General features: G+C 71.0%; 18 protein-coding genes. 9 read left to right on the plus strand and 9 right to left on the minus strand.

From position 1 onward, the window contains the following. Positions 1-92 precede the first annotated feature (92 nt). The gene (locus OHA73_RS10590; protein WP_266721653.1) at positions 93-1,625 is read right to left on the minus strand and encodes an MFS transporter; all 1,533 of its coding nucleotides are present in this window, start codon (positions 1,623-1,625) and stop codon (positions 93-95) included. Then, positions 1,622-2,173 (minus strand): TetR/AcrR family transcriptional regulator, encoded by a 552-nt coding sequence (locus tag OHA73_RS10595; RefSeq protein WP_266721651.1) that lies wholly within the window; start codon positions 2,171-2,173, stop codon positions 1,622-1,624. The genes OHA73_RS10590 and OHA73_RS10595 overlap by 4 nt, the downstream gene beginning before the upstream one ends. A 155-nt stretch (positions 2,174-2,328) precedes the next feature. Between OHA73_RS10595 and OHA73_RS10600 the strand changes: the two genes are divergently transcribed. Further along, positions 2,329-2,598: a hypothetical protein gene (locus OHA73_RS10600; protein WP_267071090.1), complete on the plus strand. Its 270-nt coding sequence runs from the start codon at positions 2,329-2,331 to the stop codon at positions 2,596-2,598. A gap of 90 nt (positions 2,599-2,688) precedes the next feature. On the opposite strand, the gene argH is transcribed toward OHA73_RS10600, so the two are convergent. Continuing rightward, complete coding sequence (gene argH, locus OHA73_RS10605; protein WP_327654911.1) at positions 2,689-4,116, minus strand: argininosuccinate lyase; 1,428 nt, start codon at positions 4,114-4,116, stop codon at positions 2,689-2,691. Between the two features lie 176 nt (positions 4,117-4,292). Here argH and OHA73_RS10610 point away from each other — a divergent pair, with 176 nt between their 5' ends. The 7 genes from OHA73_RS10610 to OHA73_RS10640 all read left to right on the plus strand — a co-directional run bounded on the left by OHA73_RS10610 (position 4,293) and on the right by OHA73_RS10640 (position 11,130). Beyond that, a complete protein-coding gene (locus tag OHA73_RS10610; RefSeq protein ID WP_266721645.1) occupies positions 4,293-4,880 on the plus strand; it encodes a pyridoxamine 5'-phosphate oxidase family protein in 588 nt (195 codons plus the stop codon). 3 nt (positions 4,881-4,883) lie between these two features. Further along, positions 4,884-5,600, plus strand: coding sequence for a L,D-transpeptidase family protein (locus OHA73_RS10615; RefSeq protein WP_327654912.1), 717 nt, complete (start codon positions 4,884-4,886; stop codon positions 5,598-5,600). Positions 5,601-5,844: 244 nt separating this feature from the next. After that, complete coding sequence (locus tag OHA73_RS10620) at positions 5,845-6,792, plus strand: bile acid:sodium symporter family protein (RefSeq protein WP_266725600.1); 948 nt, start codon at positions 5,845-5,847, stop codon at positions 6,790-6,792. Positions 6,793-6,907: 115 nt separating this feature from the next. Then, complete coding sequence (locus OHA73_RS10625; RefSeq protein ID WP_327654913.1) at positions 6,908-7,627, plus strand: GntR family transcriptional regulator; 720 nt, start codon at positions 6,908-6,910, stop codon at positions 7,625-7,627. Next, positions 7,624-8,646, plus strand: a complete 1,023-nt coding sequence (locus OHA73_RS10630; protein ID WP_327654914.1) for an ADP-ribosylglycohydrolase family protein — start codon at positions 7,624-7,626, stop codon at positions 8,644-8,646. The genes OHA73_RS10625 and OHA73_RS10630 overlap by 4 nt, the downstream gene beginning before the upstream one ends. Before the next feature lie 46 nt (positions 8,647-8,692). Further along, positions 8,693-10,168, plus strand: coding sequence for a purine-cytosine permease family protein (locus OHA73_RS10635; protein ID WP_327654915.1), 1,476 nt, complete (start codon positions 8,693-8,695; stop codon positions 10,166-10,168). Continuing rightward, positions 10,165-11,130, plus strand: a complete 966-nt coding sequence (locus OHA73_RS10640; protein ID WP_327654916.1) for a PfkB family carbohydrate kinase — start codon at positions 10,165-10,167, stop codon at positions 11,128-11,130. Before OHA73_RS10635 ends, OHA73_RS10640 begins: the two co-directional genes overlap by 4 nt. 85 nt (positions 11,131-11,215) lie before the next feature. On the opposite strand, the gene OHA73_RS10645 is transcribed toward OHA73_RS10640, so the two are convergent. The 6 genes from OHA73_RS10645 to OHA73_RS10670 form a co-directional block, all read right to left on the minus strand. Next, positions 11,216-11,776, minus strand: a complete 561-nt coding sequence (locus OHA73_RS10645) for an arginine repressor (protein WP_327654917.1) — start codon at positions 11,774-11,776, stop codon at positions 11,216-11,218. Between the two features lie 16 nt (positions 11,777-11,792). Then, positions 11,793-12,992, minus strand: a complete 1,200-nt coding sequence (locus OHA73_RS10650; RefSeq protein ID WP_327654918.1) for an acetylornithine transaminase — start codon at positions 12,990-12,992, stop codon at positions 11,793-11,795. After that, entirely contained in the window at positions 12,989-13,933 is a 945-nt protein-coding gene (gene argB, locus OHA73_RS10655; protein WP_327654919.1) for an acetylglutamate kinase, read from the minus strand. Before argB ends, OHA73_RS10650 begins: the two co-directional genes overlap by 4 nt. Next, complete coding sequence (gene argJ / locus OHA73_RS10660; protein ID WP_266721630.1) at positions 13,930-15,081, minus strand: bifunctional glutamate N-acetyltransferase/amino-acid acetyltransferase ArgJ; 1,152 nt, start codon at positions 15,079-15,081, stop codon at positions 13,930-13,932. Before argJ ends, argB begins: the two co-directional genes overlap by 4 nt. Beyond that, positions 15,078-16,106, minus strand: a complete 1,029-nt coding sequence (gene argC / locus OHA73_RS10665; RefSeq protein WP_266721628.1) for an N-acetyl-gamma-glutamyl-phosphate reductase — start codon at positions 16,104-16,106, stop codon at positions 15,078-15,080. The genes argJ and argC overlap by 4 nt, the downstream gene beginning before the upstream one ends. A gap of 102 nt (positions 16,107-16,208) precedes the next feature. Further along, positions 16,209-17,429, minus strand: a complete 1,221-nt coding sequence (locus OHA73_RS10670) for a hypothetical protein (RefSeq protein ID WP_327654920.1) — start codon at positions 17,427-17,429, stop codon at positions 16,209-16,211. Positions 17,430-17,567: 138 nt separating this feature from the next. On the opposite strand from OHA73_RS10670, the gene OHA73_RS10675 reads away from it, so the two are divergent. Then, positions 17,568-18,560 carry an aldo/keto reductase gene (locus OHA73_RS10675; RefSeq protein ID WP_266721624.1) on the plus strand — a complete coding sequence of 331 codons (993 nt, stop codon included), beginning with the start codon at positions 17,568-17,570 and terminating at the stop codon, positions 18,558-18,560. Positions 18,561-18,563: the final 3 nt, after the last annotated feature.

Here is an 18,563-nt window from a genome sequence, read left to right on the forward strand (position 1 = left end):
TCGACCGGGTCTTTTGCTGCGGCACCGGCCTCCGCTCGCGGGGCTCCGCCCCGGACCCCGCTGCTCAATCGCCGCAGGGGCTTGAAATCCGGTTACTGTTCCAGGCGTTGGCCGCGCAGGAGGAACCATGCCGCCACCGACGTCGCCAGCAGGACCGCCGCGCCGATGCCCGCCGCCACCTGGAGGCCGTCTACGAAGGCGGACTGTGCGCCGTTGAGGAGGGCCTCGCCCTGGGCCGCCGGGAGGCCGGCCGACGCCTCGACCGCCCCGCCGAGCGAGTCGTGCGCCGCCACCGCGACGTCCTCCGGCGTACCCGCCGGAACCGTGAACCCCGAGTAGACGCCGGTCACGATCGAGCCGAGCAGCGCGATACCGAGCGCCGTACCGAGTTCGTACGCCGTCTCGGACACCGCCGACGCCGCACCCGCCTGCTCCTTGGGCACGCTGGACAGGATCACGTCGGCCGTCACCGTGAACGAGAAGCCCGCGCCGACACCGACGACGAGCAGCACCACGCCCAGCAGCGGATACCCGGTCGACTGGCTCAGCGTGGTGAGCGCGGCGAGGGCCAGGCCCACCGCCGCGAGCCCGCCCGCGACCACGGAACGTACCGAGAAGCGCCGCGCCACCGTACCGGCGACCAGACCGGCCGCCACCGCTCCCACCGCGGCGGGGAGTTCGGCGAGCCCCGCCTCGAACGGCGCACGCCCCTGCACCAGTTGCAGGAACTGGGAGAGGAAGAAGACCAGGCCCGCGAGCCCGAGGATCGTCAGCAGGTCGGCCAGGACCGCGCCCGAGAAGCCACGGTTGCGGAACAGGTGCATGTTCAACAGCGGCGCCTGGAGCGTGAGTTGACGGCGTACGAACCACACGAGCGCCGCCACGCCGACCACCGCCGACGCGCCCACACCGAGGCCGAAGCCGTGCGCGGCCGCCTCCTTCACCGCGTAGACGACGCCGATCATGCCGACGAGGGACAGCACCACGCTCAGCAGGTCCCACGGACCGGGCACCGGGTTCTTCGACTCGGGAATGAGCTTCGCGCCGACGATCACCAGGATCGCCATCACCGGCAGGTTGATCAGGAAGACCGAGCCCCACCAGAAGTGCTCGAGCAGGAACCCGCCGACGACAGGACCGACCGCCGCGCCCGCCGAGGCCATGGCACCCCAGATGCCGATGGCCAGCGAACGCTCGCGCGGGTCGTGGAAGATGTTGCGGATCAGCGCCAGCGTGGACGGCATCAGGGTCGCGCCCGCGACACCCAGCAGGGCGCGCGCCAGGATCATCATCTCGGGCGTCGTCGCGTACGCGTTGAGCACCGAGACCGCACCGAAGGCGACCGCTCCCACAAGGAGCAGCTTCTTGCGGCCGATGCGGTCGCCGAGGCTGCCCATCGACACCAGCAGTCCGGCGATGACGAACGAGTAGACGTCACCGATCCAGAGCAGCTGCGTGCCGGAGGGCTTCAGGTCCTCGCTGATGTACGGGGTCGCGAGGCCGAGGACGGTCGCGTCCACGGCGACGAGCAGCACGGCCAGCACGAGGACGGAGAGGGCGAGCCACCGCGCGGGACGGGACTCCACCACCTCCGCCGCAGGGGTGCGCTGTGGTGTGCTGGTCATGGTTCCACTCTCCGAAGTGCGCCGCCGAGCAGCAGCTCGACGATCATGAATTGGAAGTCCTTCGCCGCGACGCGGCCGTCCTGTACGGCCCAGGCGCCGCTGCCGATGAGGCCGTAGAGCGCCTCGGTCAGCCAGGCGGGGGTCAGATCGATCCGGAACTCGCCCGTCTCCTGTCCGCGTCGGAACAGCGCCTCTATGCGGGAGTCCAGGTGGGCCCAGCCCTCGTGCTGCTGCTCCCCCTCGAAGAGCTGGTTCTCCGTGACGAGGAAGGCGAGGAGCGGCGCCGACGGCTCGACCTCGCGGATGAGGCGCCGCAACGCGTCCGCGGCCGGCCCCTCGTCGAGCCGGGCACGGTCGAGCGCCGACTCGCACTCGGCGATGCCGAGCGCCTCCAGCGCGCGGACCAGCGCGTCCCGGCCCGCGAACTGGCGGTGCAGCGTCGCGCGGCTGATGCCGGCGGCCCGCGCCACCTCGTCCATGGTGGCCGTGGACCTGCGGGTCAGCAGGGCGGCAGCGCTGTGCAGTACCTGAGCGCGATCGACTGTCATGAGACAAGAGTACTTCATATGAGACATGAATGTCTCATCGATTCGAGAGGCGGCCATGCGGGGGGAGGCCGTCACGCCTGGCCGGTACTCCAGTAGCCGGTGCCCTGACGCAGTGTTACGACTGTCGGGACGTCCGACTCTCTGGAGGTACCGGCATGGGGTGCTGCATCTTCGCGGCGATGGCCGCCATCGGGCCACGGGTGGCCCTGGTCATCACGTGGCTGTTCACCAACCTCGTGGACCGCGCCTTCAGTGGCGTTCTGCTGCCGCTCATCGGCCTGGTCCTGCTGCCGTGGACGACCTTGGGGTACGTCCTCGCGTACGCCCCCGTGGTCGGTGTCGGCGGGATCGGCTGGGTGGTCATCGTCTTCGGTCTGCTGCTCGACCTGTCGAGCTACGGAGGCGGGGCGCGGGCGCGCCGCTGACGCCCCGCCCGGGCACATACGCGTACACGCCGAAGGGCCCGGTTCGTCCACGGATGGACGAACCGGGCCCTTCTCGGTGCCCGCGGGGGCCTACTTCTTCGCGTCTGCCCAGGTGCGCTGCACCGTCAGGTCCTGCTTGACCTCGGCGAGCTGGACGGCGACCGCGCTCGGCGCCGTGCCACCGCGGCCCGAGCGGGAGGCCAGGGCGCCCGGAACGTTGAGCACCGAGCGGACCTCGGGCTTGAGGTGCTCGGAGATCTTGGCGAACTGCTCGTCGGTGAGGCCGTCGAGCTCTTTGCCCTCCGCCTCGGCGACCTTGACGCACTCGCCCGCGACATCGTGCGCGACACGGAACGGCACGCCCTGCTTCACGAGCCACTCGGCGATGTCCGTGGCGAGCGAGAAGCCGGCCGGGGCCAGCTCCTCCATGCGCTCCCGGTTGACCGTGAGCGTGGCCAGCATGCCGGTGAACGCCGGGAGCAGGAGAGCCAACTGGTCGCAGGAGTCGAAGACCGGCTCCTTGTCCTCCTGGAGGTCACGGTTGTACGCGAGCGGGAGCGCCTTGAGCGTCGCCATCAGGCCCGTGAGGTTGCCGATGAGGCGGCCCGACTTGCCGCGCGCCAGCTCCGCGATGTCCGGGTTCTTCTTCTGCGGCATGATCGACGAGCCGGTGGAGAAGGCGTCGTGGAGCGTGACGAAGGAGAACTCCTTCGTGTTCCACAGGATGATCTCCTCGGCGATCCGCGAGAGGTTCACGCCGATCATCGCGGTGATGAAGGTGAACTCGGCGACGAAGTCACGAGAGGCCGTGCCGTCGATGGAGTTGGCGGAGCTGCCGTGCTCGAAGCCGAGGTCCCGCGCCACCGCCTCCGGGTCGAGGCCGAGGCTGCTGCCCGCCAGGGCGCCGGAGCCGTACGGCGAGACGGCCGTCCGCTCGTCCCACTGGCGCAGCCGCTCCGCGTCCCGGGACAGGGACTGGACGTGCGCCAGGACGTGGTGGGCGAAGAGCACCGGCTGGGCGTGCTGGAGGTGCGTACGACCCGGCATCGCGACGTCGGAGTGCGCCTCCGCGAGGCCGACGAGGGCCTCCTGGAGGTCGGCGATCAGGCCGCCGATGGCGCGGGCCTCGTCGCGCAGGTACATCCGGAAGAGCGTCGCCACCTGGTCGTTGCGCGAGCGGCCCGCGCGCAGCTTGCCGCCGAGGTCCGGGCCGAGGCGCTCGAGGAGGCCGCGCTCGAGGGCGGTGTGCACGTCCTCGTCGGCGATCGTGCCGACGAAGGAGCCGTCCGCGACGTCCGTCTCCAGCTCGTCGAGGCCGGCGATCATGCGGGTCAGCTCGTCCTCGGTGAGCAGTCCCGCCTTGTTGAGCACGCGCGCGTGGGCACGGGAGCCCGCGATGTCGTACGGGGCGAGGCGCCAGTCGAAGTGGACGGAGGCGGAGAGTTTCGCCAGGGCCTCGGCCGGGCCGTCGGCGAACCGGCCGCCCCAGAGGCGGACATCGCCGGTGTTGCTGCTCACGTGCTCTGCTCCTCGGGCCGGTGAATCTGAATGCCGGTGCGTTTGTCGTTGTGCATGATTATGCAGGGTCCTGCATGATTCGTCAATCGTGCCCCGGACTGCCGGTGCGGAGCCGGCGGACATCTCGCCGTACGGAACCTTCTACGAAGGAAGCGTGCACCGGGCATCATCCCGGTATGGGAAAAAGTCATGAGCGCATAGACGGCCGGCTGCGCACGTTCATCGAGGACCAGCCGGTCTTCTTCACCGCGACCGCCCCGCTCTCCGACGACGGTACGGTCAACCTCTCCCCCAAGGGCCTCAAGGGCTCGTTCGCCGTGCTCGACGAACGGACCGTCGGCTACCTGGACTTCGCCGGTTCCAACGCGGAGACCATCGCCCACCTGCGCGAGAACGGCCGGATCACGCTGATGTGGTGCGCGTTCCAGGGACCGCCCAACATCGTCCGGGTGCACGGCCGCGGCGAGCCCGTGTTCCGCGACGACCCCCGCTTCGCCGAGCTGCTCGGCCACTTCCCCGACATCGACCCGACCCGCAACGGGCTGCGCGCGATCATCGTCGTGCACGCCGAACACATCCGCGACACCTGCGGCTACGCCGTGCCCTTCATGACGTACGACGAGGACCGCGACCTGCACGGCAGGCGCTTCGAGCGCGAGGACGACGCGGGGCTCGACGCGTACTTCCAGAAGAAGGAGTACATCGCGAAGAGCCTGGACGGACTGCCCGGGCTGCCATTGCCGCTGCCGCCCGCTACGTTCTGACCCATGCGCCCTATTCGAGCAGGTATCGCCACCGCCGTCGCCGCCTGCGCCGCCCTCGGTGCGGCCCCCAATGCCTCCGCCTCCGCCGCCGACCCGCTGCCCGCCCGCATGGCTGACACGGGCGGCGGCCGCCAGCTGATCACCGCGCAGGCACCCCGCACGTCCTCGACCACCGGCACCGTCACCTGGTGGGACCGGGGCGCGAACGGCCGCTGGGTGAAGGCCGGTTCGGCGCCCGCGCGGTTCGGGGCGAAGGGGCTCGTGGCGGGGAGCAAGCGCAAGCAGGGCACCAACACGACGCCGACCGGCCTCTACGACCTGCCCTTCGCGTTCGGCGTCAAGGCGGCACCCGAGGGGAGCAGGACGACGTACCGGCGCGTGCACCGCGACTCCTGGTGGTGCCAGGACAACGCCTCCCGCTCGTACAACCGCTGGACCGAGCCGCGCCCCCGCGACTGCCGCGCCGCCGAGTCCGAGCGCCTCGCCGACTACGCGACGCAGTACGCGCACGCGCTCGTGGTCGGCTTCAACTACTACCGTCCCGTGCACGGCCGCGGAGCCGGAATCTTCCTGCACGTCAACGGGCGCGGGGCCACGGCCGGTTGCGTGTCCGTACCAAAGGACGCCATGCGCCGGATCCTGACCTGGGCGCACCCCGAGCGGTCCCCGCACATCGCGATCGGGACGGCGGGCGGGGCGACGGCAATCACCCGGTACTGAGACGGCAATCCCCCGGTACTGAGACCTCAATCATCCGGTACTGATACGTATACGGACATGGGCACCTATGCCGGCACCGGCTCTCGTGTAGGGACCACATAACGAGACGGGGTTGCGCGGATTCGCCGCCGAGGCGTTGCATCGCCCGGTGCGAAGCGAATCCGAACAGACGTCCCCCGACTCCCCCGCAGCGGAGACCGCCGACGAGGCCACGACCGAGGCCGGGACCGCGGCCGGGACAGCCGTGGAGAGCGGGGCCACCGACCGCGCCGCCCGGCTCGCGGTCACCGTCTTCCCCGTGCTCGTCCTCGTCGCGGGCGCCTGGGGGCTCGCCTCCCCCGGCACGTTCGCCGGCTGGGGCACCAACGTGCCCTACCTGCTGGGCGTCGTGATGTTCTGCATGGGCCTCACCATGACCCTCACGGACTTCAAGGGCGTCGCGCAGCGGCCGTGGGCCGTGGGACTCGGGCTCGTCGCGCACTACGTGATCATGCCGGGGCTCGGCTGGGCGATCGCCCACGCGCTCGGCCTGTCCCCGCAGTTGGCGGCCGGTGTCATCCTCGTCGGCTGCGCGCCCAGCGGCACCGCGTCCAACGTCGTGACGTATCTGGCGCGCGGCGACGTCGCCCTTTCGGTGTCCGTGGCGACCGTCTCCACCGTGCTCGCGCCGCTGATCACGCCGCCGCTGACGCTGCTGCTCGCGGGCGCGTACCTGCCGGTGGACGCCGGCTCGATGATGACGGACATCCTGAAGACCGTGCTGCTCCCGGTGATCGCGGGCCTGGTCGTGCGGCTCGTGCTCGGCCGGTACGTCGACCGGCTGCTCAAGGTGCTGCCGTGGCTGTCCGCGCTGACCATCGCCGTGATCGTGGCCGTGGTGGTGGCGGGAAGCGCCGACGCCATCAAGTCGGCCGCCGCCCTCGTCATGGTCGCGGTGGTGCTGCACAACGGCCTCGGCCTCGCGCTCGGCTACGGCGCGGGAAAGCTCGGCCGACTCGGCAAGCCCGCGTCGCGCGCCATGGCCTTCGAGGTCGGCATGCAGAACTCGGGCCTCGCGGCCTCCCTGGCCACCGCCCACTTCAGCCCGCTGGCCGCGCTGCCCGCCGCCGTGTTCTCGGTCTGGCACAACGTGTCGGGCGCGCTGGTCGCGGCGTGGATGTCGTACCGGGCGAGGGCCGCCGAGAAGAAGTAGGCCCCCGGCACCGGAGCGCATCGAAGAAGCCGACCAAGTCGACACCGGCCAGGTATCCGAAAAGATGACTGGACAGGTGTAGACAGGTCGGCTTCTTCGTGTCTACCTTCTAGACATGCCTGGACAGGTTCACAAGCATCACCGCGTCGCCCACGTCCTCGCCGAGGAGATCCGTACGGGCGTCCACGCCGACGGCAGCAAGCTGCCCGGTGAGCACGCACTCCGGGAGCGCTTCGGGGTCAGCCGGACGACCGTGCGGCAGGCTCTCGGCATCCTTGGCGAACAGGGACTCATCGAGACGCACGCCGGCATCGGGTCGATCGTCACGTTCGACGGCGCCCCGCTCGACCAGCATCTCGGCTGGACCAGGGCGCTGGCCGCCCAGGGCACCGAGCTGACGACGCAGACCCTGCGCTTCGAGCGGATACAGGACACGGCGCTCGCCGCCGAACTCGGCCTGGAGAGCCCGGAGTTCATCGCCCTCGACCGCGTACGCCGGCTGTCCGACGGGCACGGTGTCTCGCTGGAGTTCAGCCGGGTGCCCGCCGTCGGGCCGCTGGCCGATCTGGTCGAGCGCGGGCTCGACGGCGGCTCCCTGGACCAGACGCTCGCCGCGGCGGGCCGGGTCCGCGACTCCAGTGACGCGCACATCGCCGTCGCCGGACTCGACGACGCCGACGCCGCGGCCCTGCGCCGCTCCCCCGGTGATTCCTTCCTCCGCGTCGCCCAGGTGCTCCGCGACGCGGACGGGGGCGTGGTCGAGCAGGTCACGAGCCTGCTCGACCCGTCCCGGTTCCAATTGCACGTACGTACCGGCCGAGGAGGCCAACCGTGAGTACCACCCCCGATCCCGCCCTCTTCGACCGCGCCGCCGGTGCCTTCTACGGGCTCGCGCTCGGCGACGCGCTCGGCATGCCGACCCAGGTCATGTCGCGAGAGGACGTCGTCCGCGTCTACGGCACGCTGAGCGGCTTCGAGCCCGCCCAGCCCGACAATCCGGTCAGTGCCGGGATGCCCGCCGGGTCCGTCACGGACGACACCGACCAGGCCGTCATCGTGGCGCGGCTGATCGTGGAGGGCGGCGGGCACGTCGACCCGCTGCGGTTCGCCGAGGAACTCCTGTCCTGGGAGCGGGAGATGAAGGCCAAGGGGTCGTTCGACCTGCTGGGTCCCTCGACCAAGGCGGCGCTCGACGCCGTGGACCGGGGCGCCGACCCCAAGGAGGCCGGAAAGTACGGCACGACGAACGGCTCCGCCATGCGCGTCGCGCCGGTCGGCATCGCCTACTCCTACGGCCCCGACGACACCGAGCCCTTCCTGGACCGGGTCGTCGAGTCCTGCCAGGTCACGCACGACACGAACATCGGTATCGCGGGCGCGGCGGCCGTCGCCGCGGCCGTCTCCACCGGTGTCGCGGGCGGCACCCTCGATGACGTCTTCGACGCCGCGATCGCCGCCTCCGAGGCCGGTGCGCGGCGCGGGCACTGGGTCGCGGGCGCCAGCATCTCGGCGCGGATCTCCTCGGTGCGCGAGCTGGTCGCGGGCCTCGACGAGACCGCGGCGCTCGACCGTGTCGTCGCGCTCATCGGCACCAGCGTCGCCAGCCAGGAGTCGGTCCCGGCGGCGTTCGCGGTGCTCGCGCTGACCGACGGCGACCCGTGGCGGTCCACGCTCCTCGCGGCGAACCTCGGCGGCGACAGCGACACGATCGCCGCGATCGCCGGCGCGATCGCCGGTTCCCTGCACGGCCTCACCGCCCTGCCCGCCGACGCCGTACGCACCCTGCGCGAGGTCAACGGGCTCGATCTGGAGCCGCTGACCAGGCAGCTGCTCACCTACCGGACCAACCGCTGACGGACCTCACCCCGTCCGCACCGAGCAAGAGCAAGGAGGTTCCGCCATGGCCGATTCAACGAAGAACGACCGCGTCGGCACCGTGGAGACCCGGGGGATCGAACCGGTCCCCGACAGCGAGCGGCACGGCCACGCGAGCCAGATGTTCTGGACGTGGTTCGCCGCCAACATCTCGATCCTCGGGCTGCCGCTCGGCGCGACGCTCGTCGCCTTCCGCGGCCTGAACATCTGGCAGGCCGTGATCGTCGCGGTCGTCGGCTCGGTGGGTTCCTTCGCGCTGGTCGGCGCTCTCAGCCTGGCCGGCAAGAAGGGCGGCGCGCCCGCCCTGACCCTGTCGCGCGCGGTGTTCGGCCAGCGCGGCAACCACGGGCCCACGCTGATCAGCTGGCTCAGCCGGGTCGGCTGGGAGACGATCACCACGACCACGGCGGCGTACGCGCTGCTCGCTCTGCTCAACACGCTCTTCGGGTTCGGCCAGGGCACCGTCCTCACCCTGATCTGTCTGCTGGTCTTCATCGCCTGCACCCTGCTGATCAGTGGGCTCGGGCACGCCACGATCATGTGGATCAACAAGTGGGCGACGGTGGCCTTCGGGATCCTGAACCTGGTCGTGATGGGCTTCCTCGTCGCGACCGTCGACTGGTCGAAGGTCCTCGACGCCCCGGCCGGACCGCTCAGCGGTGTCATCGGGGGCATCGGCTTCATCGCCGCGGGCACCGGCATCGGCTGGGCCAACGCCGGTGCGGACTACGCCCGTTACCTGCCGCGGTCCATCCCGGGCGGGCGGCTCGTGCAGGCCTCCGCGTTCGGCGCGGGCATCCCGCTGGTGCTGCTGATCTCGCTGGGCTCGCTGCTCACGGCGGGCGATCCGACGCTCGCGACCTCGTCCGACCCGGTCGCGGCGATCAACGCGATGCTGCCGTCGTGGATGGCCGTGCCGTATCTGATCGCGGCGTTCGGCGGGCTGCTGATGTCCAATCACCTGTCCACGTACTCGGCCGGGTTGACGATGATCACGCTCGGTCTGCGGGTGCCGCGGGCCTGGGCGGTCTGCGTGGATGTCGCCCTGATGTTCCTCGGCGGCGTCTACTTCATGCTGATCGCGGGCGACTTCTACGGCCCGTTCAGTACGTTCCTGACGCTGCTCGCCGTGCCGATCTCGGCATGGATCGGGGTCATCGTCGTCGACATGGCCCGGGGCCGGAGTTACGACACCGAGGCCGTGATGAACACCGGCCGCACCAGCCGCTACTGGTACACCGGCGGTTTCCATCTGCCCGCCGTCGTCGCGTGGGTGGTGGCGATCGTGGCCGGGCTGCTGTTCACCACGGCCTCGACCAGCGCGGACGACGTGTGGTTCAAGGGCCCGCTGGCCGGGTCCTGGCTCGGCACCAACGGGCTCGGCTGGCTCGTCGCGATCGTCGTGGGCGGTGTGCTGTACGCGCTGCTCGGGCGCCGCACGAAGGTGACCCTCGACTCCACCGACACCGATTCCGCCGCTTTCAAGGAGGCCACACGATGACCGCCGACTCCCGTGTCGTTCTCGCCGGGAACGTCATCGCCGATCTCGTCATCGACGTACCCGCCCTCCCGGAGCGGGGTGGCGATGTCATCGGTACGCGTACGGAGCTGTACGCGGGCGGCGGCTTCAACACGCTCACGGCGGCGCGGCGGCTGGGCGCGGGAGCGGTGTATGCGGGGCTTCACGGCACCGGTCCCTATGGGGAGTTGGTGCGCTCCGCGCTCGCCGCGGAGGGCATCGGGACGGTGCTTGCGGCGCGGACGGACGGCGATACCGGGTTCTGTGTCGCGCTCGTCGACGGGGGCGGTGAGCGGACGTTCGTGACCAGTTTCGGCGTCGACGCGCGGATGACGCCGGACGAGGCGGCGGCGATCGGCGGAGCCGTGCGCGGCGGTGACCTGGTGCAGGTGTCCGGGTACGGGCTTGTCATGGAGGTCAACGGGCCGTTGCTCGCGCAGATGGTGGCGGGTCTCCCCGATGACGTACGGGTCTGTTTCGATCCGGCGCCGCTGGTGGCGGACATTCCGGCCGCGGTCCTCGAACCGGTTCTTGCCCGGACGGACTGGCTGAGCTGCAATGCGCGCGAGGCCGGGATCCTGGCCGGGGGTGCCGATCCGCGGGAGGCGGCGGCCGCCTTGCGGGGGCGGTTGCGGGATGGGGCGGGGGTGTTGGTGCGGGCCGACAAGGACGGGTGTTGGTTGGCTGCGCCGGGGGCGGGGGACGTGGTGCATGTGCCCGGGTTCCCTGTTGATGCCGTGGACAGCAATGGGGCCGGGGATGCGCATGTGGGGGCGTTCCTGGCGCTGCTTGGGCGGGGCGTCGACGCGGTGGACGCTGCGCGGGGGGCCAATGCGGCGGCGGCGTTGGCGGTGACGCGGCGGGGGCCGGCGACCGGGCCCACTGTGGAGGAGCTGGTGGGGTTTCTTGGGGAGGGCCCGGCGCGGGAGTTGGGGCTGGGCTGAGGGTTTACTCTCCCCCAACCCGCCCCTTCCCGAAGACCGGGGCTCCGCCCCGGACCCCGCGCCTCAAACGCCGGCGGGGCTGGGATCAGTGGTCGTTCTGGGCCACGCGGAGCATGTGGTCTGCCAGGGATTGGCCGCCTGCCGGGTCGCGGCTGATCAGCATCACCGTGTCGTCGCCCGCGATCGTGCCGAGGATGACGTGGAGTTCGGCCTGGTCGATGGCCGAGGCCAGGAACTGGGCCGCGCCCGGTGGGGTGCGGAGCACCACCAGGTTCGCCGAGGCCTCCGCCGAGATGAGCAGCTCGCCGGCCAGGCGGCGCATCCGCTCCTCCTTGGCCGATTCGCCGAGCGGGGCCTGCGGGGTGCGGAAGCCGCCCTCGCTGGGCACGGCGTAGATCAGCTCACCACCGGTGTTCCGGATCTTGACCGCGCCCAGCTCGTCCAGGTCGCGGGAGAGCGTCGCCTGCGTGACCGTGAGCCCGTCGTCGGACAGCAGCTTCGCCAACTGGCTCTGGGAGCGCACGGGTTGGCGGTTGAGGATGTCCACTATCCGGCGGTGCCGCGCGGCGCGGGTCTGCGGTACGGCCGACACCGCGTGCGCCAGGTTCGTGGCCGCGGATACGTCTCTCTCCGCTTTGCTGCTCATCGTCGTCCCATTCTCCTCAGGATCGCCCTTCCGCGTCGGCCGATGCCGTGTCCAGTACGGCGGGCAGCGCCGCGAGGAACGCGTCCGCCTCGGCGTCGCTCAGGTTCAGCGGCGGCATGAGCCGGACGACGTCGGGTGCGGGCGCGTTCACCAGGAAGCCCGCGTCCTGGGCCGCCTGCTGCACCTGCGGTGCGCGCGGCCCGGTGAGCACGATACCCAGCAGCAGGCCCTCGCCCCTGACATGGCCGACCAGCGGGTGGCCGAGGGCCTCGACGCCGGACTTGATGCGCTCGCCGACCGCCTTGGTGTTCTCCAGGAGGCCCTCGCCCGCGATGGTGTCGAGGACCGCGAGGCCTGCCGCGCAGGCGACCGGGTTGCCGCCGAACGTCGTGCCGTGCTGGCCGGGCTTGAGGAGCTTCGCCGTCTCGCCGAAGGCCACCGTCGCGCCGAGCGGAAGCCCGCCGCCGAGCCCCTTGGCGAGCGTGACGACGTCGGGCTCGATGCCCTCATCCGCCTGGTACGCGAACCAGTGCCCGGTCCTGCCGACGCCGGTCTGCACCTCGTCGAGCACGAGCAGGGTGCCGGTGGCCCGGGTGATCTCGCGGGCCGCCTTGAGGTAGCCGGCGGGCGGCACCACGACGCCGTTCTCCCCCTGGATCGGTTCGATGATGACGAAGGCTGTGTCCTCCGTGACGGCCGCCTTGAGCGCTTCCACGTCTCCGTACGGGACGTGTGTGACGTCGCCGGGGAGGGGGGTGAAGCCGTCCTGCTTGCCGGCCTGGCCGGTCAGCGAGAGGGAGCCCATGGTGCGGCCGTGGAAGCCGCCGGTCGTGGCGACCATGTGCGTCCGGCCCGTGAGCCGGCCGATCTTGAACGCGCCCTCGTTGGCCTCGGCGCCCGAGTTGCAGAAGAAGACCGCGCCGTCCCGGCCGAAGAGCTGGAGGAGGCGCTCGGCGAGCGCGACGGGCGGCTCGGCGACGAAGAGGTTCGAGACGTGGCCGAGGGAGGCGATCTGCGTGGAGACCGCTTCGACGATCGCCGGGTGGGCGTGGCCGAGCGCGTTGACCGCGATGCCGCCGACGAAGTCCAGGTACTCCTTGCCGTCGGCGTCCCACAGCTTGGCGCCCGCGCCCTTGACCAGCGGCAGCCTCGGAGTGCCGTAGTTGTTCATCAGGGCGCCCTGCCAGCGCTCCGTCAACTCCTGGTTATCAGTCACGAGTTGTCCTCCCCCTTGTTGTCGCCCTCTTTGTCGGCGATGACCATCGTGCCGATGCCTTCGTCGGTGAAGATCTCCAGCAGGATCGAGTGCTGGACCCGCCCGTCGATGACGCGGGCGGTGTGCACGCCGTTGCGCACGGCGTGCAGGCAGCCCTCCATCTTCGGGACCATGCCGCTCGCCAGCTCCGGGAGCAGCTTCTCGAGTTCGGTGGCGGTGAGCCGGCTGATGACCTCGTCGGAGTGGGGCCAGTCCTCGTAGAGGCCCTCGACGTCGGTCAGCACCATCAGCGTCTCGGCGTCCAGCGCAGCAGCGAGTGCCGCAGCCGCCGTATCAGCATTGACGTTGTAGACATGCGAATCGTCCTGGGAACGGGCGATCGAGGAGACGACCGGGATCCGGCCGTCGGCGAGCAGGGCCTCGATGGCGCCGGTGTCGATCTCGGTGATCTCGCCGACCCGGCCGATGTCGACCAGCTCGCCCTCGATGCGGGGCTGGTGCTTGGTGGCGGTGATGGTGTGCGCGTCCTCGCCGGTGATGCCGACGGCGAGCGGTCCGTGCTGGTTGAGCAGACCGACCAGCTCGCGCTGCACCTGCCCGGCGAGCACCATCCGTACGACGTCCATGGCGTCCTCGGTGGTGACCCGGAGGCCCGCCTTGAACTCGCTGACGATGCCGTGCCGGTCCAGCGCCCTGCTGATCTGCGGGCCGCCGCCGTGCACCACGACGGGCTTGAGCCCCGCGTGGTGCAGGAAGACGACGTCCTGCGCGAACGCGGCCTTCAGCTCCTCGTCGATCATGGCGTTGCCGCCGAACTTGATGACGACGGTCTTGCCGTGGTGCCGGGTCAGCCAGGGCAGCGCCTCGATGAGCGTCTGGGCCTTGGGGAGCGCGGTGTGCTTCCGCGCTCCGGTCGACTTGGTCTCTTTCGTCTCGCTCATGAGGAGTACGCGCTGTTCTCGTGGACGTAGTCGGCTGTCAGGTCGTTGGTCCAGATCGTCGCGGTCTCGGTGCCCGCGGCGAGGTCGGCGGTGACGACGACCTCCCGGTAGCGCATGTCGACCTTGTCGCGGTCCTCGCCGACGCCGCCGTTCTTGCAGACCCACACGCCGTTGATCGCGACGTTCAGCTCGTCCGGCTCGAAGGTGGCCTTCGTGGTGCCGATCGCGGAAAGGACCCGGCCCCAGTTGGGGTCCTCGCCGTGGATGGCGCACTTGAGGAGGTTGTTCCGGGCGATGGAGCGGCCCACCTCGACGGCCTCGTCCTCGCTCGCGGCGTTGATCACCTCGACCTTGATGTCCTTGCTGGCGCCCTCGGCGTCACCGATGAGCTGCCGGCCGAGGTCGTCGCAGACGAGGCGGACGGCCTGGGCGAACTCCTCGTACTCCGGGGTGACTTCGGCGGCTCCGGAGGCGAGCAGCAGCACCGTGTCGTTCGTCGACATGCAGCCGTCGGAGTCGACCCGGTCGAAGGTGACACGGGTGGCGTCACGCAGCGCCTTGTCCAGGACCTCGCTGTCGAGGGCGGCGTCCGTGGTGAGGACGACCAGCATGGTGGCGAGGCCGGGGGCCAGCATGCCGGCGCCCTTCGCCATGCCGCCGACGGTCCAGCCCTCGCCCTGGTGCACCGCCGTCTTGTGCACGGAGTCAGTGGTCTTGATGGCGATGGCGGCCTTCTCGCCGCCGTGCTCGGAGAGCTGGGCCGCGGCCTTGTCCACGCCGGGCAGCACCTTGTCCATGGGCAGCAGCTCGCCGATGAGGCCCGTCGACGCGACGGCGACCTCTCCCGCGTTCACCTCGAGGACCTCGGCGACCTTCTCGGCCGTCGCGTGCGTGTCCTGGAAGCCCTTGGGTCCCGTGCAGGCGTTGGCGCCACCGGAGTTGAGGACGACTGCGGAGACGAGGCCGCCCTTGAGGACCTGCTCGGACCAGAGGACCGGGGCGGCCTTGACGCGGTTGGAGGTGAAGACGCCCGCGGCCGCCAGGCGGGGGCCGCGGTTGACCACGAGGGCCAGGTCCGGGTTCCCGCTGTTCTTGATTCCGGCGGCGATGCCCGCGGCCTGGAATCCCTTGGCTGCCGTCACACTCACGGCGCGACTCCGATCGTCGAGAGCCCGGTGGTCTCGTCGAGACCGAGGGCGATGTTCATGGATTGGATGGCACCGCCGGCGGTGCCCTTGGTCAGGTTGTCGATCGCGCTGATGACGATGACGCGGCCCGCGGCTTCGTCGTACGCGACCTGGATCTGCGCCGCGTTCGACCCGTACACGGCGGCCGTCTGCGGCCACTGGCCCTCGGGCAGCAGATTGACGAACGGCTCCTCGCCGTACGCCTTCTCGTACGCGGCCCGCACCTGCTCGGAGGTGACGCCGGGCTTCGCCTTGGCGCTGCACGTGGCGAGGATGCCGCGGGGCATCGGCGCGAGCGTCGGCGTGAAGGAGACGGAGACCCGCTCCCCCGCCGCGGCGCTGAAGTTCTGGATCATCTCGGGGGTGTGCCGGTGACCGCCGCCCACCCCGTACGGCGACATGTTCCCCATGACCTCGCTGCCGAGCAGGTGCGGCTTGGCCGCCTTGCCCGCGCCGGAGGTGCCGGAGGAGGCGACGATCACGGCCTCGCTCTCCACGAGCCCCGCCGCGTACGCGGGGACGAGAGCGAGGGAGACGGCCGTCGGGTAGCAACCGGGCACCGCGATGCGCTTGGACCCCTCCAGCACGGCGCGGCCACCCGGCAGTTCGGGAAGGCCGTACGGCCACGTGCCGGCGTGCGGCGAGCCGTAGAACGTCTCCCAGTCGGCGGCGTCCTTCAGCCGGAAGTCGGCGCCCATGTCGACGACGAGGACGTCCGGACCGAGCTGCTCGGCGACGGCGGCGGACTGCCCGTGCGGCAGCGCCAGGAAGACGACGTCGTGCCCCGCGAGCACCTCCGTCGTGGTCTCCTGGAGGACTCGGTCGGCGAGCGGGAAGAGGTGGGGCTGGAGCGCGCCCAGGCGCTGCCCCGCGTTCGAGTTGCCCGTCAGGGCGCCGATCTCCACCTCCGGGTGGGCGAGCAGCAGGCGCAGCACTTCGCCGCCCGCATATCCACTCGCTCCCGCCACTGCTGCGCGTACCGCCATGGAACCCTCCTCTTGGATGGCATGACTATACGTCGCTGTGCACGTTTATGCAACGAGTGGTGTGATCGCCCCCTGGCGGCCGTGGGAGCCGAAGCCTGCGGCTCAGCCGCGCTCCAGGCGTACGACGACGGGCGCGCCGAACGGGTCGCCGCTCTGCATGACCTCCACCTTTCCGGCGCCGATCCATTCGTCGGTGCCCGGGATCCGGTGGATCTCCTTCAGCCACAGCATCTGGTTCGAGGCCTTGCGGGCGCCGGTCGACAGGGGCAGCCGCTCGCGTTTGATCTTCACGCAGCGGTTGTCGTCGGTCAGGTACCAGTTGCCGTCGAGGAAGAGGCCGCCCTTTTCCTGGCCGACCGGGATCCGCAGCTCGCACTGGCCGGGGGCCGGGTCCTGGTCGGCCCACTTCGCGCCGTCCCAGCGCAGCCGGATGTACTGGTCCTCCGGTTCCGGATCGACCTCGCCGTGGTTGAAGGAGTTGGTGCCGTACGCGCGCACCTGCCCGTCTTCGAGTGCGAAGACCTTGTTCAGGCCCGCTACGGGTTCGGGCGGGATCGGCTCCTCGAAGCGGGCCCGGGGCGTGTCCACCGGCTTCCAGGACGTGCCGTCCCAGTGCGTGGAGGCGGGCTGGTCGTACGGCTCGCCGTGCACGGTCCCGGTGCCGGGTCCGGTGGAGCGGCTGCCGACCGCCCAGACGTCGTCGGGGCCCGCGACGGCCAGGTCGCCCACCTTGTACGGGAGCCGGGTCGTGGTCCAGCGCGTGCCGTCCCAGTGGGCGGCGGTCTGCTCGCCGGTGAGCGTCCAGATGTCGTCGGGGGACGTGGCGTCGAGGTTGCCCGCCGCTCCGGGCGGCGGGTTCGACACCGGGGACCAGCGGGTGCCGTCCCACTGTGCCCACTTGGCCGCCGCCGCGTCCGCCTGTGGAACGCCTTCCTGGCGCGGCATCGACCGCATCCACAGGGCCTTGTCGCCGACCTCTTCGAGCATGGGCGGGTAGCCCTCACCGTCGCCGAGCGCGTCGGGCAGGGGCTCGCGGCTCCATCGCTCGCCGTCGTAGTGCAGGAGCAGGGACGCGTAGTTGCCGTCGTTCTCGGCACCGGTCGCCCAGATGTCGTCCTCGGCGAGGACCGCGACGTCGGTCAGCTCACCGTTGAAGTCCGCGATGTGCTCGAACTTCCAGGAGAGTTCCGCCTTTTGGGTCTTCGACGGGGAGGGCGCCTTCGCCTGCCCGCCGGGCGTCCCGCACCCCGCGACGGCCAGCAAGGAGGCCACGAAAGCGGCGCACACCGCCGTCCCTCTGCACCGGATCCGCGCTGCGCTCACGACCACTCCCCCTAGTCACTCGCCGGTGTGCCCGGCGCGCGCAGCGTACCCGGAGGCGCAGCGCTTGCCCTGGAGTGCGCTCCAGGTCATACCGTCGAGCGCATCCGGCACCGGCACCACCACAGGAGGCAGCACCCCATGTCGAACCTTCCCACTCGCCGCCTGGGCGCGCTCACCGTCTCCGCGCAGGGCCTCGGCTGCATGGGCATGAGCCACGGCTTCGGCCCGTCCGACGACGAGCAGTCGATCGGCACGATCCACCGCGCCCTCGACCTCGGTGTCACCCTGCTCGACACCTCGGACTTCTACGGAACCGGGCACAACGAGGAGCTGATCGGCCGCGCCCTCGCCGCGCCGGGCCGCCGCGAACAGGCCGTCCTCGCCACGAAGTTCGGCTTCGCCAACAAGCTCGGGGAGCCCGTCGAGATCCGCGGCGACGCCGCGTACGTACGCCAGGCCTGCGAGGCCTCGTTGCGCCGGCTCGGCGTCGACCACATCGACCTGTACTACCTGCACCGCGTCGACCAAAACGTGCCCATCGAGGAGACCGTGGGCGCCATGGCGGAGCTGGTGAAGGAGGGCAAGGTGCGCCACCTCGGCCTCTCGGAGGCGGGCGCGGACACGCTGCGCAAGGCGTACGCGACGCATCCCATCGCGGCGCTGCAAAGCGAGTTCTCGCTGTGGACGCGCGACCTGGAGGCGGAGATCCTGCCGGTGTGCCGGGAGCTGGGCATCGGGCTCGTGCCGTTCTCGCCGCTGGGGCGCGGCTTCCTCACCGGCGCCTACAAGTCGACGGAGCAGTTCAAGGAGGGCGATGTGCGCCGCTCCCAGCCGCGCTTCACGGACGGGAACCTGGAGCGCAATCTCGCGATCGTCGCGCGCCTGGAGGAGTTGGCGGCCCAGAAGGGCGTCACGGCGGGCCAGTTGGCGCTCGCCTGGGTGCAGCACCAGGGCGACGACGTGGTGCCGATCCCCGGCACGCGCCGCCAGAAGTACCTGGAGGAGAACGTGGCGGCGGCGACACTGGAGCTGTCGGCGGACGAGCTGGCCGCGATCGACGCGGCGGCCCCGGCGGGCGAGGTGGCCGGTGACCGCTACGACGCGGGCAGCATGAAGTTCGTGAACGGCTGAGCG

The sequence above is a fragment of the Streptomyces sp. NBC_00483 genome, from assembly GCF_036013745.1.
GTDB lineage: Bacteria > Actinomycetota > Actinomycetes > Streptomycetales > Streptomycetaceae > Streptomyces.

Bases quoted from the DNA above. Each gene is read 5' to 3' on its own strand.
- OHA73_RS10645 (WP_327654917.1), bottom strand. From the start codon at position 11,776: ATGAGCAGCAAAGCGGAGAGAGACGTATCCGCGGCCACGAACCTGGCG.
- argC (WP_266721628.1), bottom strand. From the start codon at position 16,106: ATGGCGGTACGCGCAGCAGTGGCGGGAGCGAGTGGATATGCGGGCGGC.
- OHA73_RS10590 (WP_266721653.1), bottom strand. From the start codon at position 1,625: ATGACCAGCACACCACAGCGCACCCCTGCGGCGGAGGTGGTGGAGTCC.
- argB (WP_327654919.1), bottom strand. From the start codon at position 13,933: ATGAGCGAGACGAAAGAGACCAAGTCGACCGGAGCGCGGAAGCACACC.
- OHA73_RS10625 (WP_327654913.1), top strand. From the start codon at position 6,908: ATGCCTGGACAGGTTCACAAGCATCACCGCGTCGCCCACGTCCTCGCC.
- OHA73_RS10615 (WP_327654912.1), top strand. From the start codon at position 4,884: ATGCGCCCTATTCGAGCAGGTATCGCCACCGCCGTCGCCGCCTGCGCC.
- OHA73_RS10610 (WP_266721645.1), top strand. From the start codon at position 4,293: ATGGGAAAAAGTCATGAGCGCATAGACGGCCGGCTGCGCACGTTCATC.
- OHA73_RS10675 (WP_266721624.1), top strand. From the start codon at position 17,568: ATGTCGAACCTTCCCACTCGCCGCCTGGGCGCGCTCACCGTCTCCGCG.
- OHA73_RS10595 (WP_266721651.1), bottom strand. From the start codon at position 2,173: ATGACAGTCGATCGCGCTCAGGTACTGCACAGCGCTGCCGCCCTGCTG.
- OHA73_RS10600 (WP_267071090.1), top strand. From the start codon at position 2,329: ATGGGGTGCTGCATCTTCGCGGCGATGGCCGCCATCGGGCCACGGGTG.
- OHA73_RS10640 (WP_327654916.1), top strand. From the start codon at position 10,165: ATGACCGCCGACTCCCGTGTCGTTCTCGCCGGGAACGTCATCGCCGAT.
- OHA73_RS10635 (WP_327654915.1), top strand. From the start codon at position 8,693: ATGGCCGATTCAACGAAGAACGACCGCGTCGGCACCGTGGAGACCCGG.